Source organism: Pararhizobium capsulatum DSM 1112, assembly GCF_030814475.1.
Lineage (GTDB): Bacteria > Pseudomonadota > Alphaproteobacteria > Rhizobiales > Rhizobiaceae > Pararhizobium > Pararhizobium capsulatum.
Map to the genome: position 1 here is coordinate 4136013 of NZ_JAUSVF010000001.1, position 18950 is coordinate 4154962.

The 18950-nt window shown below is 59.8% G+C and carries 19 protein-coding genes; 8 read left to right on the forward strand and 11 right to left on the reverse strand.

Annotation, left to right across the window (positions count from 1 at the left end):
* Window positions 1-290 precede the first annotated feature (290 nt).
* The 3 genes from rpsU to QO002_RS19895 all read left to right on the forward strand — a co-directional run bounded on the left by rpsU (window position 291) and on the right by QO002_RS19895 (window position 2827).
* Entirely contained in the window at window positions 291-530 is a 240-nt protein-coding gene (rpsU, locus tag QO002_RS19885) for a 30S ribosomal protein S21 (protein WP_307232820.1), read from the forward strand.
* Window positions 531-865: 335 nt separating this feature from the next.
* On the forward strand, window positions 866-1678 hold the full coding sequence (locus QO002_RS19890; RefSeq protein ID WP_307233555.1) for a tetratricopeptide repeat protein: 813 nt from the start codon (window positions 866-868) through the stop codon (window positions 1676-1678).
* Between the two features lie 87 nt (window positions 1679-1765).
* On the forward strand, window positions 1766-2827 hold the full coding sequence (locus tag QO002_RS19895) for an NAD(P)/FAD-dependent oxidoreductase (protein WP_307232822.1): 1062 nt from the start codon (window positions 1766-1768) through the stop codon (window positions 2825-2827).
* A 78-nt stretch (window positions 2828-2905) separates the two neighbouring features.
* On the opposite strand, the gene QO002_RS19900 is transcribed toward QO002_RS19895, so the two are convergent.
* From QO002_RS19900 to QO002_RS19915, 4 genes are all read right to left on the reverse strand, one after another.
* On the reverse strand, window positions 2906-4303 hold the full coding sequence (locus QO002_RS19900) for an NAD(P)(+) transhydrogenase (Re/Si-specific) subunit beta (protein WP_307232824.1): 1398 nt from the start codon (window positions 4301-4303) through the stop codon (window positions 2906-2908).
* 10 nt (window positions 4304-4313) lie between these two features.
* Window positions 4314-4724 carry an NAD(P) transhydrogenase subunit alpha part 2 gene (locus tag QO002_RS19905; RefSeq protein ID WP_307232826.1) on the reverse strand — a complete coding sequence of 137 codons (411 nt, stop codon included), beginning with the start codon at window positions 4722-4724 and terminating at the stop codon, window positions 4314-4316.
* Complete coding sequence (locus tag QO002_RS19910) at window positions 4724-5872, reverse strand: Re/Si-specific NAD(P)(+) transhydrogenase subunit alpha (RefSeq protein ID WP_307232828.1); 1149 nt, start codon at window positions 5870-5872, stop codon at window positions 4724-4726. Before QO002_RS19910 ends, QO002_RS19905 begins: the two co-directional genes overlap by 1 nt.
* A 167-nt stretch (window positions 5873-6039) precedes the next feature.
* The gene (locus QO002_RS19915) at window positions 6040-6264 is read right to left on the reverse strand and encodes an aa3-type cytochrome c oxidase subunit IV (RefSeq protein WP_307232830.1); all 225 of its coding nucleotides are present in this window, start codon (window positions 6262-6264) and stop codon (window positions 6040-6042) included.
* A gap of 386 nt (window positions 6265-6650) precedes the next feature.
* Between QO002_RS19915 and QO002_RS19920 the strand changes: the two genes are divergently transcribed.
* Complete coding sequence (locus QO002_RS19920) at window positions 6651-7418, forward strand: gamma-glutamyl-gamma-aminobutyrate hydrolase family protein (RefSeq protein ID WP_307232833.1); 768 nt, start codon at window positions 6651-6653, stop codon at window positions 7416-7418.
* Here QO002_RS19920 and QO002_RS19925 read toward each other — a convergent pair.
* From QO002_RS19925 to QO002_RS19935, 3 genes are all read right to left on the reverse strand, one after another.
* On the reverse strand, window positions 7415-8392 hold the full coding sequence (locus tag QO002_RS19925) for a 2-hydroxyacid dehydrogenase (protein WP_307232835.1): 978 nt from the start codon (window positions 8390-8392) through the stop codon (window positions 7415-7417). The two genes, QO002_RS19920 and QO002_RS19925, sit on opposite strands and share 4 nt — an antisense overlap.
* Window positions 8393-8422: 30 nt before the next feature.
* Window positions 8423-9451, reverse strand: a complete 1029-nt coding sequence (locus tag QO002_RS19930) for a LacI family DNA-binding transcriptional regulator (protein WP_307232837.1) — start codon at window positions 9449-9451, stop codon at window positions 8423-8425.
* 78 nt (window positions 9452-9529) lie between these two features.
* Window positions 9530-10039: a MarR family winged helix-turn-helix transcriptional regulator gene (locus QO002_RS19935; RefSeq protein WP_307232839.1), complete on the reverse strand. Its 510-nt coding sequence runs from the start codon at window positions 10037-10039 to the stop codon at window positions 9530-9532.
* Between the two features lie 94 nt (window positions 10040-10133).
* Between QO002_RS19935 and QO002_RS19940 the strand changes: the two genes are divergently transcribed.
* Entirely contained in the window at window positions 10134-10925 is a 792-nt protein-coding gene (locus QO002_RS19940) for a creatininase family protein (RefSeq protein ID WP_307232841.1), read from the forward strand.
* A 42-nt stretch (window positions 10926-10967) separates the two neighbouring features.
* On the opposite strand, the gene QO002_RS19945 is transcribed toward QO002_RS19940, so the two are convergent.
* Entirely contained in the window at window positions 10968-12203 is a 1236-nt protein-coding gene (locus tag QO002_RS19945) for a calcium-binding protein (RefSeq protein ID WP_307232843.1), read from the reverse strand.
* Window positions 12204-12453: 250 nt separating this feature from the next.
* On the opposite strand from QO002_RS19945, the gene QO002_RS19950 reads away from it, so the two are divergent.
* Window positions 12454-13584 carry a CobW family GTP-binding protein gene (locus QO002_RS19950; RefSeq protein ID WP_307232845.1) on the forward strand — a complete coding sequence of 377 codons (1131 nt, stop codon included), beginning with the start codon at window positions 12454-12456 and terminating at the stop codon, window positions 13582-13584.
* Entirely contained in the window at window positions 13584-14573 is a 990-nt protein-coding gene (locus tag QO002_RS19955; protein WP_307232847.1) for a WD40 repeat domain-containing protein, read from the forward strand. The genes QO002_RS19950 and QO002_RS19955 overlap by 1 nt, the downstream gene beginning before the upstream one ends.
* Window positions 14574-14622: 49 nt before the next feature.
* On the opposite strand, the gene QO002_RS19960 is transcribed toward QO002_RS19955, so the two are convergent.
* The 3 genes from QO002_RS19960 to odc2 all read right to left on the reverse strand — a co-directional run bounded on the left by QO002_RS19960 (window position 14623) and on the right by odc2 (window position 17278).
* The gene (locus QO002_RS19960) at window positions 14623-15072 is read right to left on the reverse strand and encodes a glyoxalase superfamily protein (protein WP_307232849.1); all 450 of its coding nucleotides are present in this window, start codon (window positions 15070-15072) and stop codon (window positions 14623-14625) included.
* Between the two features lie 389 nt (window positions 15073-15461).
* Window positions 15462-16052: a GNAT family N-acetyltransferase gene (locus QO002_RS19965; RefSeq protein ID WP_307232851.1), complete on the reverse strand. Its 591-nt coding sequence runs from the start codon at window positions 16050-16052 to the stop codon at window positions 15462-15464.
* A gap of 92 nt (window positions 16053-16144) precedes the next feature.
* On the reverse strand, window positions 16145-17278 hold the full coding sequence (odc2, locus tag QO002_RS19970) for an ornithine/lysine decarboxylase (protein ID WP_307232853.1): 1134 nt from the start codon (window positions 17276-17278) through the stop codon (window positions 16145-16147).
* 726 nt (window positions 17279-18004) lie between these two features.
* Here odc2 and QO002_RS19975 point away from each other — a divergent pair.
* Window positions 18005-18898 (forward strand): LysR family transcriptional regulator, encoded by an 894-nt coding sequence (locus tag QO002_RS19975; protein ID WP_307232855.1) that lies wholly within the window; start codon window positions 18005-18007, stop codon window positions 18896-18898.
* Window positions 18899-18950: the final 52 nt, after the last annotated feature.

An 18950-nucleotide genomic window follows, 5' to 3' on the forward strand; every position in this document is an offset into this window, starting at 1 on the left:
TGCAACGGCTGTTTTGCGACGCAATCCGCCGCGTCCTGCGCGTCTTGCGACATCGCCAAGTTCCCGATCGTTTTGCCTGACTGAGGCAGCATCATGCCCCTTCCGCCGCGAAATTGCGAGCAAGTCAGCAATTTTCGGCTCCCGCCCACGTCTGGCGGCTGGACTTTGGCCGGATGATCTGGTATCGGCACCCACCAATTGTACAGCCTCAGGGCTCTGCAAACAGAATTTTGTTGCCTCGTCGACCTGACTTCATGAGGCTCACAACCGAACAAAGGAACGGGATTAACGTGCAGGTACTAGTCCGCGACAATAATGTCGATCAAGCGCTTCGCGCACTCAAGAAGAAGATGCAGCGCGAAGGTATCTTTCGTGAAATGAAGATGCGCGACTATTACGAGAAGCCTTCCCAGAAGCGCGCTCGTGAAAAGGCTGAGGGCGTTCGTCGCATTCGCAAGCTGGCCCGCAAGCGCATGCAGCGCGAAGGCCTCATCGCCGGTCCCCGTCCAGCAGCAGCTGGCGCACGCTAATCTGCACCCTCGACCACTCGAGGCAATACCCGGCGGGGGCGACGTGTCGCCACCGCCTTTTCTGTATCTGACGGGCTCTCCCGTCAAAAGCCCCATTAACCGATCATTCGGCCATGGCGGCGGCGCGCAAGAAGCGCCATAATGTCTTCGGACATGGAGCGCAGCATCGAGGACGATGCTCCCGATTCGCTCTTCACTGGAAGTGCACATGGCTCTCGCGGACTACCGCCCGACACATGTGTAACGAGCATCGCTTAAATGAGGAATCGATCTTGACATCGACTGCCAGGACTGCGGATTTTTCCGGCACTATTTCCTTCACCCCGCGCCGCCTCATGGGCCTTGCCGGTCTTCTGGCCGTGGCTGCGATCGGCCTTTCGGGCTGCCAGTCGGCCGACACTTCCAGCACCATGATGCGCGTTGAGCGCGAGCAGGGCTCCGAGCAGAACATAGCCTCCCTCTCGAACGTCATCGCTGCCAACCCGAGCGACCCGGAAGGCTATAACGTCCGCGGCTCGGCCTATGGCCGCGCCGGCGAATTCCGCCGCGCGCTCGCCGACTTCAACAAGGCGCTGGAGCTCAATCCTCAGTTCTATCAGGCCTACGCCAATCGCGCGTTGGTCGAGCGCAACATGGGCGACCAGGCACAGGCGCAGGCGGACTATAACCGCGCCCTGCAGCTCAATCCGCGCTACGACGTCGCCTATATCGGCCGCGGCAATCTTTATCGCCAGGCAGGCCAGCTCGATGCCGCCTTCGCCGATTTCAACAAGGCGATCGAACTGGATACGACCGATCCCCGCGCCTATCACAACCGCGGCCTGATCTACCAGGCACGCAACCAGCACGGTCAGGCAATCGAGGACTTCTCGACCGCGATCTCGCTCGCACCGAACTCACCCGAGCCGTATAACGGCCGCGGCATTTCCTATGTCGCCCAGAACGACAACGACAATGCCTTTGCGGATTTCAACACCGCCATCAATCTCAACGGCAAGATCGCCGAATCCTGGGCCAATCAGGCGCTGGTCTATGAGCGTCAGGGCCAAAAGGAAAAGGCGAAGCGCTCCTATTCGCACGCGCTGCAGCTCGATCCGAAATACGAGCCGGCACGCGCCGGTCTGAACCGCATCAACGCAGGCGCCTGATCGACGCGCAAATGCCAAGCGTTGACTTGCCCGAGAGCGGCATCCTATCGTCCCGGAGAGTTTTCATTCTCCGGGATTTTTTGTGGCATGGGTTTCAGACAAGTAACGGTCGTCGGCTCCGGCATCATCGGCGCGTCGATCGCATGGCATCTGACCGAAGCAGGCGCCAAGGTCACAGTCATTTCAAATGCGCGCGGCGGCGTGGCGACACCAAGGTCCTTCGCATGGATCAACGCCAGCTGGGGCAACAGCGAAAGCTATTTCCGTTTTCGCATCCGCGCGATGGAGGAATGGAACCGCCTCGCAGCGGCCGTTCCCGCAATCCCGTATTTAGCCTGCGGCGGCCTCTGCTGGGATCTGCCGCCTGAAAAATTGAAGGCCTATGCCGAAGAGCACCGCAGCTGGGGCTACGGCATCCGCGCGGTCAGTCGCGATGAAATCGCCGGACTGGAGCCGCATCTGGCCGGCCTGCCGGATTTTGCGCTGCACGCTGCGAATGAAGGCGCCGCCGATCCCTTGGCCACAGCGGAGGCGTTGATCGCGGATGTCCGTTCCAAGGGCGCCGAAATCCTGACGGGTATCGACGTGCGCTCTCTGATCATGGATGGAAACCGTATTCGCGGACTGGTGACATCTGACGGAGATCACATAGCTGACACCATCGTTGTCGCTGCCGGCGCTGGCACGGCAGCATTGGCTGCAACCGCAGGAATCGACGTCGCGATCGAATCGCCGCCGGGGCTGCTTGTGCATTCCCGGCCAACCGGGAAGGTTCTGAACGGCCTTGTCATCGGTGAGAAGGCGCATATCCGCCAGACAGCGGAAGGCCGGATCGTTGCAGGCAGTGACTTTGGTGGCACCGACCCCGGATCGGATCCGGATAAGGCAGCGGAAGAACTGTTTGCGACCGTGCAGACGATGTTGCCAGACGCGGGCCTCGAACTCGATTTCTATACCGTGGGGCATCGCCCCACGCCGAAGGATGGTTTGCCAATCATCGGGCCGGTGGGGCGTGACGGGCTATATGCCGCCGTCATGCACTCGGGCGTGACGCTGGCACCGCTTGTCGGCCGGCTCGTTGCCGCCGAAGTACTTGGTGAGCCGCAGCCCGAGATGCTGGCGCCTTACAGGCTTTCACGTTTCGGCTGAGAGGGCATCCCGGATCTATCGCACATATGAAAATGCCCGCGACTTCGCGGGCATTTTGCATTGTAGCGGATCGCAATCTCAGTGCGCCATGGCCTTGACGATGTCCTCGGTCATCTTCTTGGCGTCGCCGAGCAGCATCATCGTGCCGTCCTTATAGAACAGCGTGTTGTCGATGCCGGCATAGCCGGAGCCGAGCGAACGCTTGACGAAAAGGCAGGTCTTGGCCTTGTCGACGTCGAGGATCGGCATGCCGTAGATCGGCGAGGTCTTGTCGTCGCGCGCCGCCGGGTTGGTAACGTCGTTGGCCCCAATGACATAGGCGACATCAGCCTGCGCGAATGCCGAGTTGATATCCTCAAGTTCGAAGACCTCGTCATAGGGCACGTTGGCCTCGGCGAGCAGTACGTTCATATGACCCGGCATGCGGCCGGCGACCGGGTGGATCGCATATTTCACCTCGACCCCGTTTGCCTTCAGCCTGTCGGCAAGCTCGCGCACCGCATGCTGCGCCTGGGCGACGGCCATGCCGTAGCCGGGCACGATGATCACCTTCGAGGCGTTCATCATCAGGAAGGCCGCGTCATCGGCCGAGCCCTGTTTTACCGTACGCTGGACGCCATCATCGGCAATGGCGCCATTCTCGGTGCCAAAACCACCAAGGATAACCGAGACGAACGAGCGGTTCATGCCCTTGCACATGATATAGGACAGGATCGCGCCGGAAGAGCCGACCAGAGCGCCGGTGATGATCAACGCGAGATTGCCAAGCGTAAAGCCGATGCCGGCAGCAGCCCAGCCGGAATAGGAGTTCAGCATCGACACCACGACCGGCATGTCGGCGCCACCGATCGGAATGATCAGGAGCACACCGAGCGCCAGCGCCAGGATGACGATCAGCCAGAAATCCATATGGCTTTCAGAGGCAGCCAAGCCGACAATGAAGAACACGATCAACGCCAGAAGCACGGCATTGATGACGTGGCGGAATGGCAGCATGATCGGCTTGCCGGACATGCGCCCGTCGAGCTTCAGGAAGGCGATGATCGAGCCGGTGAAGGTAAGTGCGCCGATCGCGACACCGAGCGCCATTTCCACCAGCGCCTGGGGATGAATCTCGCCGACATCGCCAATGCCGAAGGAGGCTGGCGAATAGAGAGCCGCCGCCGCCACCAGCACGGCGGCAAGGCCGACCAGCGAGTGAAAGCCGGCAACCAGCTGCGGCATGGAGGTCATCGGGATCGAGCGAGCGATATAGGCACCCGCGCCGCCGCCGATGGCAAGGCCAAGTACAATCAGAACAAGACCCCCGAAGGACGGCGTTGCAAGGAGCAGCGTCGTGACGATGGCAATGCCCATGCCGGTCATGCCGAGCATATTGCCGCGACGCGAGGTTGTGGGATGGGACAGCCCGCGCAGCGCCATGATGAACAGCACGCCGGAGACGAGATAAAGGAAGGCAGCGATATTGTGTGACATTAGCGCGGCCTCACTTGTCTTTTTTCTTGTACATGGCGAGCATGCGCTGGGTCACGAGAAAGCCGCCGAAGATGTTCACCGAGGCGAGGATCAGTGCGATGAAGCCGAAGCCTGTGGCAAGACCAGACAGCGAGATGCCGACGGCCAGCAGTGCGCCGACGACAATGACCGACGAAATCGCATTGGTGACGGCCATCAGCGGCGTGTGCAGCGCCGGCGTCACCGACCAGACGACGTAATAGCCGACGAAGATCGACAGAACGAAGATTGCCAGCTGGAAGACAAAAGGATCGATTGCGCCGCCCGAGACGCCGTGGGCCAGAGCTCCCGCTGTGTCCGGCACATATTCGGCGGCGGTGCGCACCGCTTCGACCGCGCGGTCGAGATCGGCGACTGCCTTGTCGAGAAGTTCATTGGCCATCACGCATCTCCTGCCGTCTTCGGCGCAAAGCCGGGATGAACCACGGCGCCGCCATGGGTCAAAAGTGTCGCCTTGACGAGTTCGTCTTCGAGATTGAGCGCCAGGCTTTTTGTCTCCTTCGAAACCAGCGTCTCGAGGAAGGTGTAGAGGTTCTTGGCATAGAGAAGCGATGTGGAAGCCGCGATCCGGCCGGCAAGGTTCGGCAAACCGACGACCTTCACGCCTTCGACGTCAACGGTTTCACCGGAAACCACGCCCTCGACATTGCCGCCGCGCTCGACGGCGAGATCGACGACGACCGAGCCGGGCTTCATGCTGCTCAGCATCTCGCGGGTAACGAGCCGCGGCGCCGGACGGCCGGGGATCAGCGCCGTGGTGATGACGATGTCCTGCTTGGCGATATGCTCGGCAACCAGAGCGGCTTGCTTGGCCTGATAGTCCCTCGACATCTCCTTGGCGTAGCCGCCATTCGTTTCAGCAGCCCTGAACTCGTCATCTTCGACGGCGATGAACTTGGCACCGAGTGAAGCGACCTGCTCCTTGGAAGCGGGGCGAACATCGGTTGCAGAGACCACGGCGCCGAGGCGGCGTGCTGTCGCAATCGCCTGCAAACCGGCAACCCCCGCGCCCATGACGAACACCTTGGCTGCCGGCACCGTACCAGCAGCTGTCATCATCATCGGCATGGCGCGATCGAAGGCATGGGAAGCTTCGATGACCGCCTGATAGCCGGCAAGATTTGCCTGCGACGACAAAACGTCCATCGATTGCGCGCGGGTGATGCGCGGCATCAGTTCCATCGCGAAAGCCGAAACGTTGGCCTTGGCCATTTCGGCAAGGGCATCATCGTTGCCGTAAGGGTCCATGACCGCAAGAACAATGGCGCCGGATTTGTAGGTGGAGATTTCGCAAGAGGTCGGCCGGCGAACTTTCAGAACGACATCGGCAGAGCCCACATCTGCGGCAGAGCCGATCCGGCCACCCACCTTTTCGAATTCGCTGTCCGGGATACGCGAGGAAAAACCCGCACCTGCTTCGATGACGACGTCGAAGCCAAGCCCCGTCAACCTTTTCACCGTTTCCGGCGATGCCGATACGCGGCCTTCGCCGGGATCGATTTCCCGCGCGATAAATACAGTTTCAGTCAATGCCCCCTCCTCACGACATACGCTCAGAAGGCACAAAGGTGCCTGCGACCGTACTCAACCTCCGCCCGCGCCTTCAGATCGACGCGCGCCCCATGGCCCGGAACCGGACCGCAAAAGGACAGGCGCGCTCTCTCCCGCGCCAGCCCCCCGCCAGATTTTGGAATTGCTTAACGCAGCAGCACGAAGCCGGCGATATTCAAGAGAATGAACAGAACCAAGGCCGAAAAGAAACCGGCGCTGGTGAAGAAGCCGGCAGCCATTGCGATCAGCAGGGAAACGCAGAAGACCGTGCCGAATTTCGTTGCGGTCAGGAAGAAGTTGTAGGTCTTCTCATGCTCGGAGTAGTCCATCGGTGCGCCGGTTTCGAGCGGTCCGGTATGATGCTCAGCCATTGTCCATTATCTCCCTGACATCAGACAACGCACGCGCAAGGCGGCGGCGTGGTCTCTCATATTCAACCTCGGGACACCGAGCAGCTCTGCACCGGCAACCTCTTGAATTGCCATTACACAAAGCCACGTGAGAGCGCAACGAAAACCCGCGCCAAAGACTGCGGCATAAGGGTACTCGCCACTGCCTGGTCTGGCGGCAACGGCCAGCTATACATTCGAAATGATTGCTGCGTTTCCAAGGTCAGATTATCCAATCTCGGCCTCCTCGCTGAAACGCGATCTGACGGTGAAATCGAGACTTTGGTGAAGGCTCGCTTGCCGCCTGACTGGCAATAGGCTAGGCGAATGATCATATCGAATGGACGAAGCATTCCGGAGGCCATGTCATGGCAAAGCCTTTTGTTGTAATTCCCGCCGATTTCAGGGCGTTCGACGGTAATGTCTGGCATGCGGTCCCGCATCAATATGTGCGTGCCGCCGTCGAAGGCGCAGAGGTGCTGCCTCTTCTGATTCCGGCCCTGGAAACCGGAAATGACCCCGACGCGATCCTCGACCGGGTCGATGGTGTGCTGCTGAGCGGCTCGCGTACCAATGTTCACCCGTCATACTACAGCGACGGAGAAGCGCGCGACCTCGACGGGCCATTCGATATCGGACGCGATGCGACCGTCATGCCGCTCGTCCGACGTGCTCTGGAAAGGGGAATTCCCCTGCTCGCAATCTGCCGCGGTATTCAGGAACTGAACGTCGCGCTGGGCGGGACACTCGCCTCCGACATCCAGGAGCAGCCCGGCATATGGGATCATCGCAAGCCTGATGTACCCGAGCTGGATACGGCCTATGGCATCCGCCAGACAGTTCTCGTGAAGGAAGGCAGTTGCCTTGCTTCCGTGCTGGGCGCCGGCGAAGTGCGCGTCAACTCGCTGCACAGACTGGCGATTTCCAAGGCTGCACCGCAACTCGCCATCGAAGCCTTGGCCGAGGACGGGACGGTGGAGGCCGTATCCGTGATCGGAGCCAAGGCTTTTGCCGTTGGCGTGCAATGGCATCCGGAATATTGGGTCGGCAAAGACACGCCGTCCAATAAGCTGTTTGCCGCCTTCGGTGAGGCCGTTCGCGCCTATGCCGACAGCAAGGCGAAAGTCACGGCTTAAGCTTGGGACTTGCTGCGCCGGAACGGTGTTTCCGGCACGGGTGTCAGGGCTTCACCCTTGTCGAACCACGCAATCAGGTTATCGACCACCAGATCACCCATGGCATTGCGTGTCGCTTCCGAAGCAGAACCGACATGCGGCAGGAGCGACACATTCTCAAGTGTCATCAGGGCTTCCGGCACATGCGGTTCGTTTTCGAAAACGTCGAGGCCGGCGGCCGCAATGACGCCCTGCTCCAATGCTTCGACCAAGGCCTTCTCATCGACAGTGCTGCCTCGCCCGACATTGATCAGGACGCCGTTCTTCCCAAGCGCAGAAAGCACATCGGCATTGACCGTGGCGCGCGTGCTTTCCGATCCCGGCACAATCACGATCATCGTATCGACGGCATCGGCCATCGTCTTCAAGGTCGGATAATAGGCGTAGCTGATATCCTCCCGCTTGCTGCGGGTATGGTAGCCGATCGACACACCAAAGCTTTCCAGCCGGTGAGCAATCGCAAGACCGATACGGCCAAGGCCATAAAAGCCGACCGTGCGCCCTCTGAGCGTCAGGGGCGACAGCGGAAACGCTCCGTCCCTCGCCCAGCGGCCCTGCCGCAGATAGTTTTCAGCGACCGGAAACCGCCGCAGTGTATTCAGCAGAAGCCCGATCGCCGTGTCGGCAACCTCGTCTGTCAGCACATCCGGCGTGTTGGTGACGGCGACACCACGGGATGCTGCATGAGCGGCATCGACACCGTCATAGCCTACGCCGAAGCTGGCAATGATTTCGAGCTTTGGAAAAGCGTCAATAAACGCACTGGCGAGCTTGCCCTGAATTGCGATGCCGGAAACACGGGCGGCATCTTCAGCTGTCACCAACGCCGGATCGGCGGACGCAAGCCGCACAAGTTCGAACGTCTCAGGCAAGCGATCGAGAACACGCTGGCTCATCTTGCCGGGAACGAGGACAATAGGGCGCTGTTGAGCCATGGTGGATCTCCGGAAATGAAATGGGGATTTTCAGTCCTGCTGGGTCGTTCTCAGCGGACCGGTCGATTGCCGGATACGCATTTCCGGCTTGATCAGGTGGATGCCATCCGGCTCGTGGCTGCCGTTCAGCTTGTCGAGCAGGGCACGCGCCGCGCTACGGCCAACCTCGGCCTGTCCGTTCCAGACGGTCGTCAGTGCCGGCGTGGCAATCGAAGCGTCTTCAAGATCATCGTAGCCCGTGACCGACACATCGCGACCGGGCACGAGACCCGCGCGGGCAATACCGTTCATCATGCCGATCGCCACAAGGTCGTTCCAGCAGACGACGGCCGTCGGTTTTTGTGGAAGCGACAAAAGATGGACGGCCGCCTCGAAACCGCCCTGCATCGTGCGCGGGCCAGGAATACGCAGGTTCGGATCGACCTCGATATTGGCCTTGCGCAGGGCCATCACATAGCCCTGATAACGGTCGCGGCCTGTCGATGTCTGGTCGGTTCCGCCGACCATGGCGATAACGCGATGGCCAAGGCTGATCAGGTGGTTGGTTGCAAGCGAAATGCCATAGGCATCGTCGCCACGGAAGATCGGAACATCCAGACCTTCAATGGAGCGGGCGACGAGGATCGCCGGCATGCCATTGTCTTCCGCCAACTGGATATCTTCCGGCGGCGTGCCGATCGCCGGCGACATGATGACGCCGTCGCCGCCGAGTTGCAGCAGCGTTTCGATAAAGGCACGCTGCTTCTCGACGGAATCGTAGTGATTGGAAAGAATGAAAGTCTGCCGGTCACGGTCGAGCTCGGCTTCGATGGCTTTGAGAATTTCGCCGTAGAACGGGTTCATGATGTCGTGAACCACGACCCCGATGATTCCCGAACGCGACGTTCTCAAGCTTGCTGCACGCCGGTTGTAGATATAGCCCAGCGCTCGCGCCTGTTCCTTGATCTTGTCGCGCGTAACAGCTGCAACGAGCGGACTGTCGCGAAGAGCAAGCGAAACAGTTGCCGTCGATACGCCGAGGGTCTCGGCGATCGTCGAAAGCTTGATCTTCTGGGCCAAATTCCCTCCCCCGCCCCGCGGTGCGGATATCCGTCTTTTTAAATTCTCTTTAAACTGTTTAAATGACTGCGGCAATCATCAATTTTCGTCTTCCAGCTCCTCCGACACGACACCCTGCAGGTTGCCATCGACCGCCCTGAGCAACTTCATCAGCGTCCGCACCTGCTTGTCGCTCAAACCTCGTATGGCGATTTCCTCGGAAGCCTTGCCGGCTGCTTCAATGCCATCGAGACGATCACGCCCGACCGACGTCAGATAGACCTTTGTCAAACGCGCATCATCCGCATCGGCGCGCCGCTCCAGGAAACCCTGCGCTTCCATGCGACCGATCGTGCGCGTCATGGTCGGTGCTTTCACGCCGAGACGCGCGGCGAGCGCACCCGCCGTCAGACCGTCTGTCTCGGCCAGCGACAGCATCACGCCATCCTGGCCGGCATAGAGTCCGCTTTCAAGCAGGTTGCGCGACAGGACCGTCCGCATGGAACGCGCGGCCTGTACCAGCGCCGACGCGAGGTCCGGGGTGCCGGCCGTCAACTCATGCTTCTTCTTGCCCTTGGCTTTCTTTTCGGCCTTGCTTTTCTTTCCCATTGATCCTCCAGCAAAATGCTTGCGCGGCCTTCCTTGACTTGTATGACTCGAATGACACGCAAACCGCAAGCCGAAGCAGAGGCGAAGCTTACATATGGCAATGCCGGCACCTATCTGGAAAGACAACGTTTACGCCTTGCTCCCCTCGGAACGGGCGCAGTGGATCGCCGTCCTGCCCCTTGGAGCACATGAGCAGCACGGGCCGCATTTACCCCCTGAGACCGATACGATCATCGTCGAAGGCCTTGTCGAGAAGACTATCGCCCGCCTGCCTTCCGGCCTGCCCGTCACCTTTCTGCCGGCAGAGCCCGTTGGCTATTCCATCGAACATCTGGATTTTCCGGCCACCCGCAGCTTTTCCTACAGCGAAGCTGTGGAGCGGTGGCTGGGCATTGCCGAGGAGCTGTCGGCACTCGGGATCCGCAAGATGGTGATGTTCAATGCCCATGGCGGTAACGCGCCGCTGATGACTGTCGTCGCGACCGAAGCCCGTGTTCGGTTCAATATGCTGGCTGTCGCTACAAGCTGGACCCGTTTCGGTCAGCCCGAGGGCTTTATCGACCCTGCCGACAAAGCAATCGACATCCACGGCGGCGACATAGAGACGTCAGTGATGCTGGCGCTTGCTCCTGATCGCGTAGGCATTGAGAAGGCCGCAAACTTCTCTTCCCGCCAGAACCAGTTTGCGAACGACTTCCGGCACTTGCGCGCCTACGGACCCCACGCATTCGGATGGAAGATGCAAGATCTGAATGACGAAGGCGTGGCCGGCAATGCAACGGCAGCGACGGCCGAGCGCGGTGAAACGCTGATCGAGCATGCCGTCAGCGGCTTCATCGAACTGCTTGAGGATGTCGATCGGTTCGATCTCGCGCTGCTGCGCTAAGGAGCCAGCGCGCTTTGAAAAAAGCGCGGTACCCCGGCAAATCTAGAGAATGAAGTCTGCCTTCTTCAAGGCGATTGCATCGTCAAAATGAATGGCGAAATCGGCAACCGTGTCGCCGTTCGTATCGCCATAGACATAGGTATCGGAACTGCCCTTCGTATACCGCAATTCCCCGGCCTTGCCGGAGAAGGCGTCGGTACCGATAAAGGAAAATCCCTGATTGCCCGACACGGTGCTTTTGGCGTCGATCGCACCAAGATCGACGCGGTCTCCGGAGGATTGCGAAAAATCAAAAATCGTATCGCGGCCGCTGGCGGCAATCTTTGAATCCGCTGCACTGGTAAATCGGAACGCATCCTTCCCTGAACCCCCGTAAAGATCGTCGGCGCCAGCGCCGCCAAACAGCCGATCGCTGCCTGCTCCACCCTTCAAGATGTCGTTGCCACTATCGCCCTGAAGAAAATCGTCCCCGTTGCCGCCCGAGATATAGTCATTGCCCGTGCCGCCATAACCGCGGTCGCTGCCGCCGCCGAGGATGAGCGTGTCGTTCCCGCCCTCCCCATAGAACCGATTGTCATTATAGCCAAAGGCGATGGTATCGGAGACGGTATCACTGATATGATCGCCAAAAGCGGAGCCAGATACATCGCTGAACCCGGTGATTTTATCACCCTGGGCATGTCCACCGGATCCGGTGGTGGCCTGGCCATAAGTCAGCTTTACATTCACGCCAGCATTGGAACTTGTGTAAGAGAGCTTGTCGCGAGCATCGCCGCCGCCGGAAAGCGTATCCGCCCCGCTGCCACCTTCGATGACATCGACACCGGCCCCGCCGGAAATATTGTCGGCATCGGCACCGCCATAGACCTTATCGTTGCCGTTGCCGCCCTTCAGCTCATCCTTTCCGGCTCCGCCGTAGATGGTGTCATGACCATCGCCACCCCAGATGACATCGGCACCGCCCGCACCGTCGGCAACTTTATCGCCGTAGAGGATATTGTTGCGTTCATTCCCCTGGATGAAATCCGACCCGTCGCTGCCGCGCACGTTTTCGATCTGGCCCTTGATGATCAGACGCGACGCGACATTGCCGCTGCTGAAATACATCCCCGATGCGGAGGTTGCCACGCCTGCATCTGTCTCCCAGGCAAGGCGAATATCTGTCTGCTTGGAATAGACGCCATTGAAGACGAGCCAATCGGTGCCGGACGTATCGGTCAGCGTCACTGTCTTGGTGTTCCTGGCTAGCGTATCGATGGTATAGATGTTGTTTGCCATTGCCGCATTCTCCGTGTTGAACGATCGGTGCTGCATTCCGTTTTCGCCGGGCCGCTGCTAACAGGGCGTTTCCCGAACGATCTCATCCTCGACCTTTGTGGTCACCGGCTCTGTTCCCGCGGAAACCGGCTTTCCGCACCTGCAATGACCCCGCGACTTTTCTCATCCGGCATTTGCGCTTGCCGCTTTCCTCTCCTATATCAACAGCAACCGTGCCAGCAGGCACAAGCGAATTTCCCTTGAGGTTCCCATGACCGAAGCTTCCGCAAACAAGCCCATCCCCGTCACCGTTCTGACAGGCTATCTCGGTGCCGGAAAGACGACGCTTCTCAACCGCATCCTCTCCGAAAACCATGGTCGGAAATATGCTGTTATCGTCAATGAGTTCGGCGAGATCGGTATCGACAACGACCTCATCGTCGAGTCCGACGAAGAAATTTATGAAATGAACAACGGTTGCGTCTGCTGCACCGTGCGCGGCGACCTGATCCGGGTCGTAGAAGGCCTTATGCGCCGTCCCGGCCGCTTCGATGCCATCATCGTCGAGACCACCGGCCTTGCCGATCCGGTTCCGGTCGCCCAGACTTTCTTCATGGATGACGACGTCCGCGCCAAGACCGAACTCGACGCTGTTGTCGCGCTGGTCGATGCCAAGCACCTGCCGCTGCGCCTCAAGGACAGCCGCGAGGCCGAAGACCAGATCGCCTTTGCCGACGTCGTGCTTCTCAACAAGACCGATCTCGTTACGCCGGAAGAACTGGCAAAGATCGAGGCAACCGTGCGCGTCATCAATCCGTCTGCCCGCATCTATCGTACCCAACGTTCTGAAATCGACCTGACGAAGGTTCTCAATCAGGGTGCCTTCAATCTCGAGCGCGCGCTGGAGAACGACCCGCACTTCCTCGATCACGATCATCACGATCATGCGTGCGGCCCGGATTGCGACCACGACCATCATCATGATCACGATCACGATCACGATCACGATCACGATCACGATCATCACCACCATGATCACGACCACGGCCACCATCATGATGCGCCCTCGGCGATCCATGACGTGACGGTGCAGTCTGTCTCATTGCGCGGTGGTGAGATGAATCCCGACCGCTTCTTCCCCTGGATCCAGAAGATCACCCAGACGGAAGGCCCGAACATCCTGCGCCTCAAGGGCATTATTGCGTTTCAGGGCGACGAGGAGCGCTACGTCGTGCAGGGCGTGCACATGATCATCGAAGGCGACCACCAGCGTCCGTGGAAGGACGGCGAGAAGCGTGAAAGCCGCCTCGTCTTCATCGGCCGCGATCTGGATCGTGAAAAGCTGGAACGCACGTTCAAGGCCTGCGAGGCCACCGTTGCCCGCGAGGCGCAGCCGAACTGATGCCAACTGTCGCCCCTCTCGATCTCGAAGGTCACGTCGTCGGCGTGACCTATCTCAACAATATCCCGTTCTTTGCGGAAGCTTCCGGCCTCATCCATCGGCTTGATCACGGACACAAGACATCGCAAGCCCATGAGGGCCTGCTGTGCGCGGTCCATGATGCCGCCAGCGATACGCTCCTGACCGGCGGCGAGGACGGACGGGTCGTGCGCTCCGCCGCTGATGGTACGCTCACAGAGATTGCCAGCGTCCCTCGCAAATGGATCGCGCAGGTCGCCGCCGGCCCTCAAGGCTCGGTCGGCTATGCCTATGGCAAGACCGCGCATGTGCGGCTGGCTGACGGCACGACCAAGGATTTCACCGAGGAACGCACGGTCGAGGGCATTGCCTTTGCACCCAAGGGCATGCGCGTCGCGCTGGCCCGGTACAACGGGGTGACGCTCCATTGGGTGGCAACGGCAGGCAAGCCCGTAGATCTCGAATGGAAAGGCGCCCATACGGGCGTGACCTTCTCGCCCGATGGCCGTTTTCTCGTGACCACCATGCAGGAAAACGCCCTTCATGGTTGGAAGCTCGACACAAAACCGGGTGCCGAAACCCGGCATATGCGCATGACCGGCTATCCTGCCAAGGTAAAGTCCATTTCCTGGTCCGCCAAGGGCAAATGGCTCGCCTCTTCCGGCGCACCCGCCGCCATCATCTGGCCCTTCCAGGCGAAGGAAGGCCCGATGGGCAAGGCACCGCTGGAGCTTGGCACGCGCGCCAACATCATGGTCACACAGGTGTGCTGCCATCCGGTGGAAGAGATTGCCGCAATCGGCTTTGCCGACGGCATGATCCTCGTCGTCCGCTTTGCCGACAGCAAGGAAGTGCTGCTTCGCCGTCCCGGCAAGGGCGCAATATCATCCATGGCTTGGAGCCGCGATGGTCGCCATCTTGCCTTCGGCAGCGAAGCCGGAGACTGCGGCGTCGTCGATATCGCCGGCTGACATCTCCACACGATAAAAAGCTGGCCCGCGATGCAGCGGGCCGGCTTGCTCACCAGAAAAGCTCTACCTGCGGCCGGCCGTTCGAGGTCTTTTCGACCGTCCTGCCCGTCTCGTCGATCGTACAATTTACGCGCTGTCGAAACGCCGAAAAACTCTCGAAGGTGACGACATCGACAGGCTCGGCGAAATGCAGGGTCAAACGATAGCGAGCCGGTTGCGAACCCATGGCCTGAACGCCCAGGATTTCCGCCTCGAACGGTTGTCCGAGATAAAGCCCCTTCACTTTCGAACCGAGCATCCAGGGATTGAGCGGCGGTCGGTTGCCAGCGGCGGCATGCAGCGTATTCCAGTCGCGAAAACCATATTGGCTGGCAATCAGCTCTAGCGCCTTGGCGTGATTGATCTCTTGCCCCTGGCTCGTGAGCGCGGCGCGCAGGCGTTTGGCTTGCTCTTTCAAGCCCTCAAGGGAAGGTAGCGGTACGCTTGATGCAGTACCCATGACAGGTCTCCTCATCGACATGCTCTCATATGGAGGGGTCCGCATTGCCACCGGGTCGCACGCCATGAAAATGGATGACCGCGTCGAAATCTGAGAGCTTCACCTTGGCTTTCGCCAGCGGACGGCCGGGGCTCCTACCCGTTGGCCTTGCCTCTATGGCAATCCAAGCCGCCTGTCAATTCGGCGTCGTCAGCAGGGTTGAACACCAAAAAAGACGGCGCCTGGAAATTCCGACACCGCCCCGACGAATACCGCAGGGAGCAGACGACGCCTCTTGCCGCTCTCACCACCGGACAGGATGTTGTGACAACGCCGACATCACCCGAACATCAATGGATGTTCGGGTGATGTAAAAGACCGCTGATATTCAGGGGTGAAAGGTAGCGAAATCACGCAGCCTTGCGCAGCGACGGGCGGGCAAGTTTTCGGCCGCTCGGGGTCAGTAGACCAACCGCTCCATCGAGCCAGCCCGCCTTCAGGTCGAGACCGAGAAACCGGGTGCGCTCGAACGGGCCAGGCATGACAAGGTGCTTTGTCTTTTCGGCAAAGAAGCCGAAGCGCTCATAATAGGGCGCATCGCCGACGAGCAGGATGGCGCCATGGCCGCGCCTCTTGGCTTCCGCGATCGCCGCACGCATGAGCGCGCCACCAATGCCCTGGCCTTCATGCGCGCCATTAACGGCGAGCGGGCCGAGCAAAAGCGCCGGCACGGAGCTACCGTCGCGATCGACGCCGGCTTCAACACTCCAAAGCCGAACGGTACCGATGACATGGCCATCGGCATCGCGAGCAACCAGTGCCAGGCCTTCTGCTGGAACACGACCGCGACGCAGCGCTTCCGACGACTTGCGACGGCGGTTCGGACCCATGGCGCGGTCCAGCAGGTTTTCACGCGCGACGACGTCGCCCGGGTTTTCCTGGTCGATGGTGAAGGTATTCTGCGCAAAGAAGGCGCGGACAGAATCAAGAACAGCGGCCATCTTGGCCTCCGAAACTCAAAACCGTTTCAGACGGTATCGAATGGGAATTGTGAAGGTGCGGCTCCCGCCTGTAGCACGGGAGCCACGAAAGATCAGATCACGTAAGACCTCAGGGGCTCAAAGCCGTTAAAGGCGACGGCCGAGTAGGTGGTCGTGTAGGCACCTGTGCCCTCGATCAGAACTTCGTCGCCGATCGAAAGCGAGAGCGGCAGCGGATACATGTTCTTTTCGTACATGACATCGGCCGAATCGCAGGTCGGGCCGGCGAGCACGCAAGGCTCCATTTCGCCACCGTCATGGGCGGTGCGGATCGGGTAGCGGATCGCTTCGTCCATGGTCTCGGCGAGACCGCCGAACTTGCCGATGTCGAGGAACACCCAGCGATGCGCGTCATTGTCCGACTTGCGCGAGATCAGCACGACTTCCGTCTTGATCACGCCGGCATTGCCGACCATGCCGCGACCCGGCTCGATGATGGTTTCCGGCAGGTTGTTGCCGAAGTGCTTGCGCAGCGACCCGTAGATCGCCTGTCCATAGGCTTCGGCAGACGGAACGTCACGCAGGTACTTGGTCGGAAAACCACCGCCCATGTTGACCATCTTGAGCTCGATGCCCTGCTTGGCAAGCGAGACGAAGACGCGCTTTGCATCAGCAAGGGCAGCATCCCAGGCATCGACCTTGGTCATCTGCGAGCCGACATGGAACGAGACGCCATAGGAAACGAGACCAAGCTGATGGGCGTAGACGAGAACGTCGACGGCCATCTGCGGAACGCAGCCGAACTTGCGCGACAGCGGCCATTCGGCACCTTCGCCATCGGTCAGGACGCGGCAGAACACGCGAGCACCGGGCGCCGCGCGGGAGATCTTTTCGACTTCCTCGTGGCTATCAACCGCGAAAAGCGACACGCCCAGCGCATGAGCACGGGCAATATCGCGTTCCTTCTTGATGGTGTTACCAAAAGAGATGCGGCGGGCGGTCGCGCCGGCATCGAGCGCCATTTCGATTTCAGCGACGGACGCGCAATCGAAGTTGGAACCCATGCTGGCGAGAAGGCGCAGGATATCCGGCGCCGGGTTTGCCTTGACGGCATAATAGATCGCGCTGTCCGGCATCGCATGACGGAACGCCTTGAAATTATCGCTGACGACATCAAGGTCGACCACGAGGCACGGGCCTTCGGGACGTCGGGTGTTCAGGAAGTCGGAGATGCGTGCAGTCATCATAGTGGTATTCCCCATATTCCATAGGCTCCGGAAACCCGGAGGACAAAGGGCATACGAGTGCACGTACAGGTACCAGCCGGTGGAGACCCCGGAACCATGACATGCGCTCGTACAGCGCGGATAATGGACCAACGCTCTGCCAGGAGCTTTGATCCGCTTTGTCTGCCATTGATTGGAAGGAGAACCCTACCGCACTTCCGGCAATGAAGGTGTGCCTCTAAGTAACCCCGGCTGATGGAAAGCCGGCAGAGAACAAAAAGGCCCGCACCGTCGTTGCTTCAAGATGTCCTCGCTCGTCCGGTTGGCCGGAGAAACGACTGGAGGGGTTAATTCCAGGTACCTTACCGATGATCTCACCTTAGGGAAATTTCCCAGTTCGAGGGTCGGCGGACACCCACAGGCACGTGCGACTTTGGGCAAAGGGGAAATAAGAAAAAAAAGTGTCGTAATCAAGAGATTTTTGTAGGGGTAGTATATTTTTTCAGATGAAACGGGTCGCCGTCTTTCGTTCATTTTTACTGAACGATCGCCTTGACGACAGAGCCCCAACCAACCTACTGTTTTCTAATGCATTTCCTTGCGGGCACCTGGAGCCGGCCGGGACGCCTCATCAATCACGGTGAGCCAGATTTTTTTATCGGCTTTTTGAAAAATTGCGCTTGAAACGGCCGGCAGTCGAACCAGATCGTGCCAATACGTCATGAGCACGGGAGACAGGAGAGCTGAATGGATACCTTGACCCGAATTCGTGCCTTTATCGACGTCGTCGACGCCGAAGGTTTCTCCGCCGCCGCACGTAAGGTGGGACGCTCCAAGGCGCTTCTCTCCAAATATGTGCGAGAGTTGGAAGACGAGCTCGGCGCGCTGCTGCTCAACCGCACCACGAGGCAGTTTTCCCTTACGGAAGCCGGCCATACCTATTATCGCACGGCCTCGGAAATCCTGAAGGAGATCGACAATCTCGCCGATCTTGTCAGGGCCGGCAATTCCGACCTCAAGGGCAAGCTGAGGATTACCGCGCCTCGAACCTTCGTCGATGCCGAGATCGGCCAGTCGCTGATCGACTTCGGCAAGGCCCACCCTGAACTCTCGCTTGAAATCGTGTCGGACGACCGCTTCGTCGATCTTGTCGAAGAGGGTTTCGACGTCGCCATCCGGATCACCAAGCTCGAGGACTCTGCCCTCATTGCCCGCAAACTCGCCGATTTCCACCTGAAGATCTGCGCTTCGCCGCGCTTTCTCGCGATCACCGGACCGATCGTGCACCCGTCCGAACTGTCGAAAATCGCCTGCGTCATCGACACCAACGGCCGCTCCTACAGCAACTGGCGTTTCATCGACAAGGACGGCACGAGCTTCAGCGTGCCGGTCAGCGGACCGATCGAGGTCAACAGCCCGCTCGCAGCCGTTCGCGCCGCCGAATCCGGCATGGGCATCGCTTCCGTGCCGGAGTTCATCGCGCGACCAAAGATTGCCGCCGGCACTCTGGTGTCACTGTTCGAGGATTACCTGCCGACCGACCGCGGCATCTACGCGATCTATCCTCACCGCCGCTATCTGCCGACCAAGGTACGCACGCTTGTCGACTTCCTGACGGCGTGGTTCAAGAAGAACAGCTAGCCTTATAAGGGCGTGACGAGGCGCCGCACCGCCCAGTCCCAATTCTGTCCCA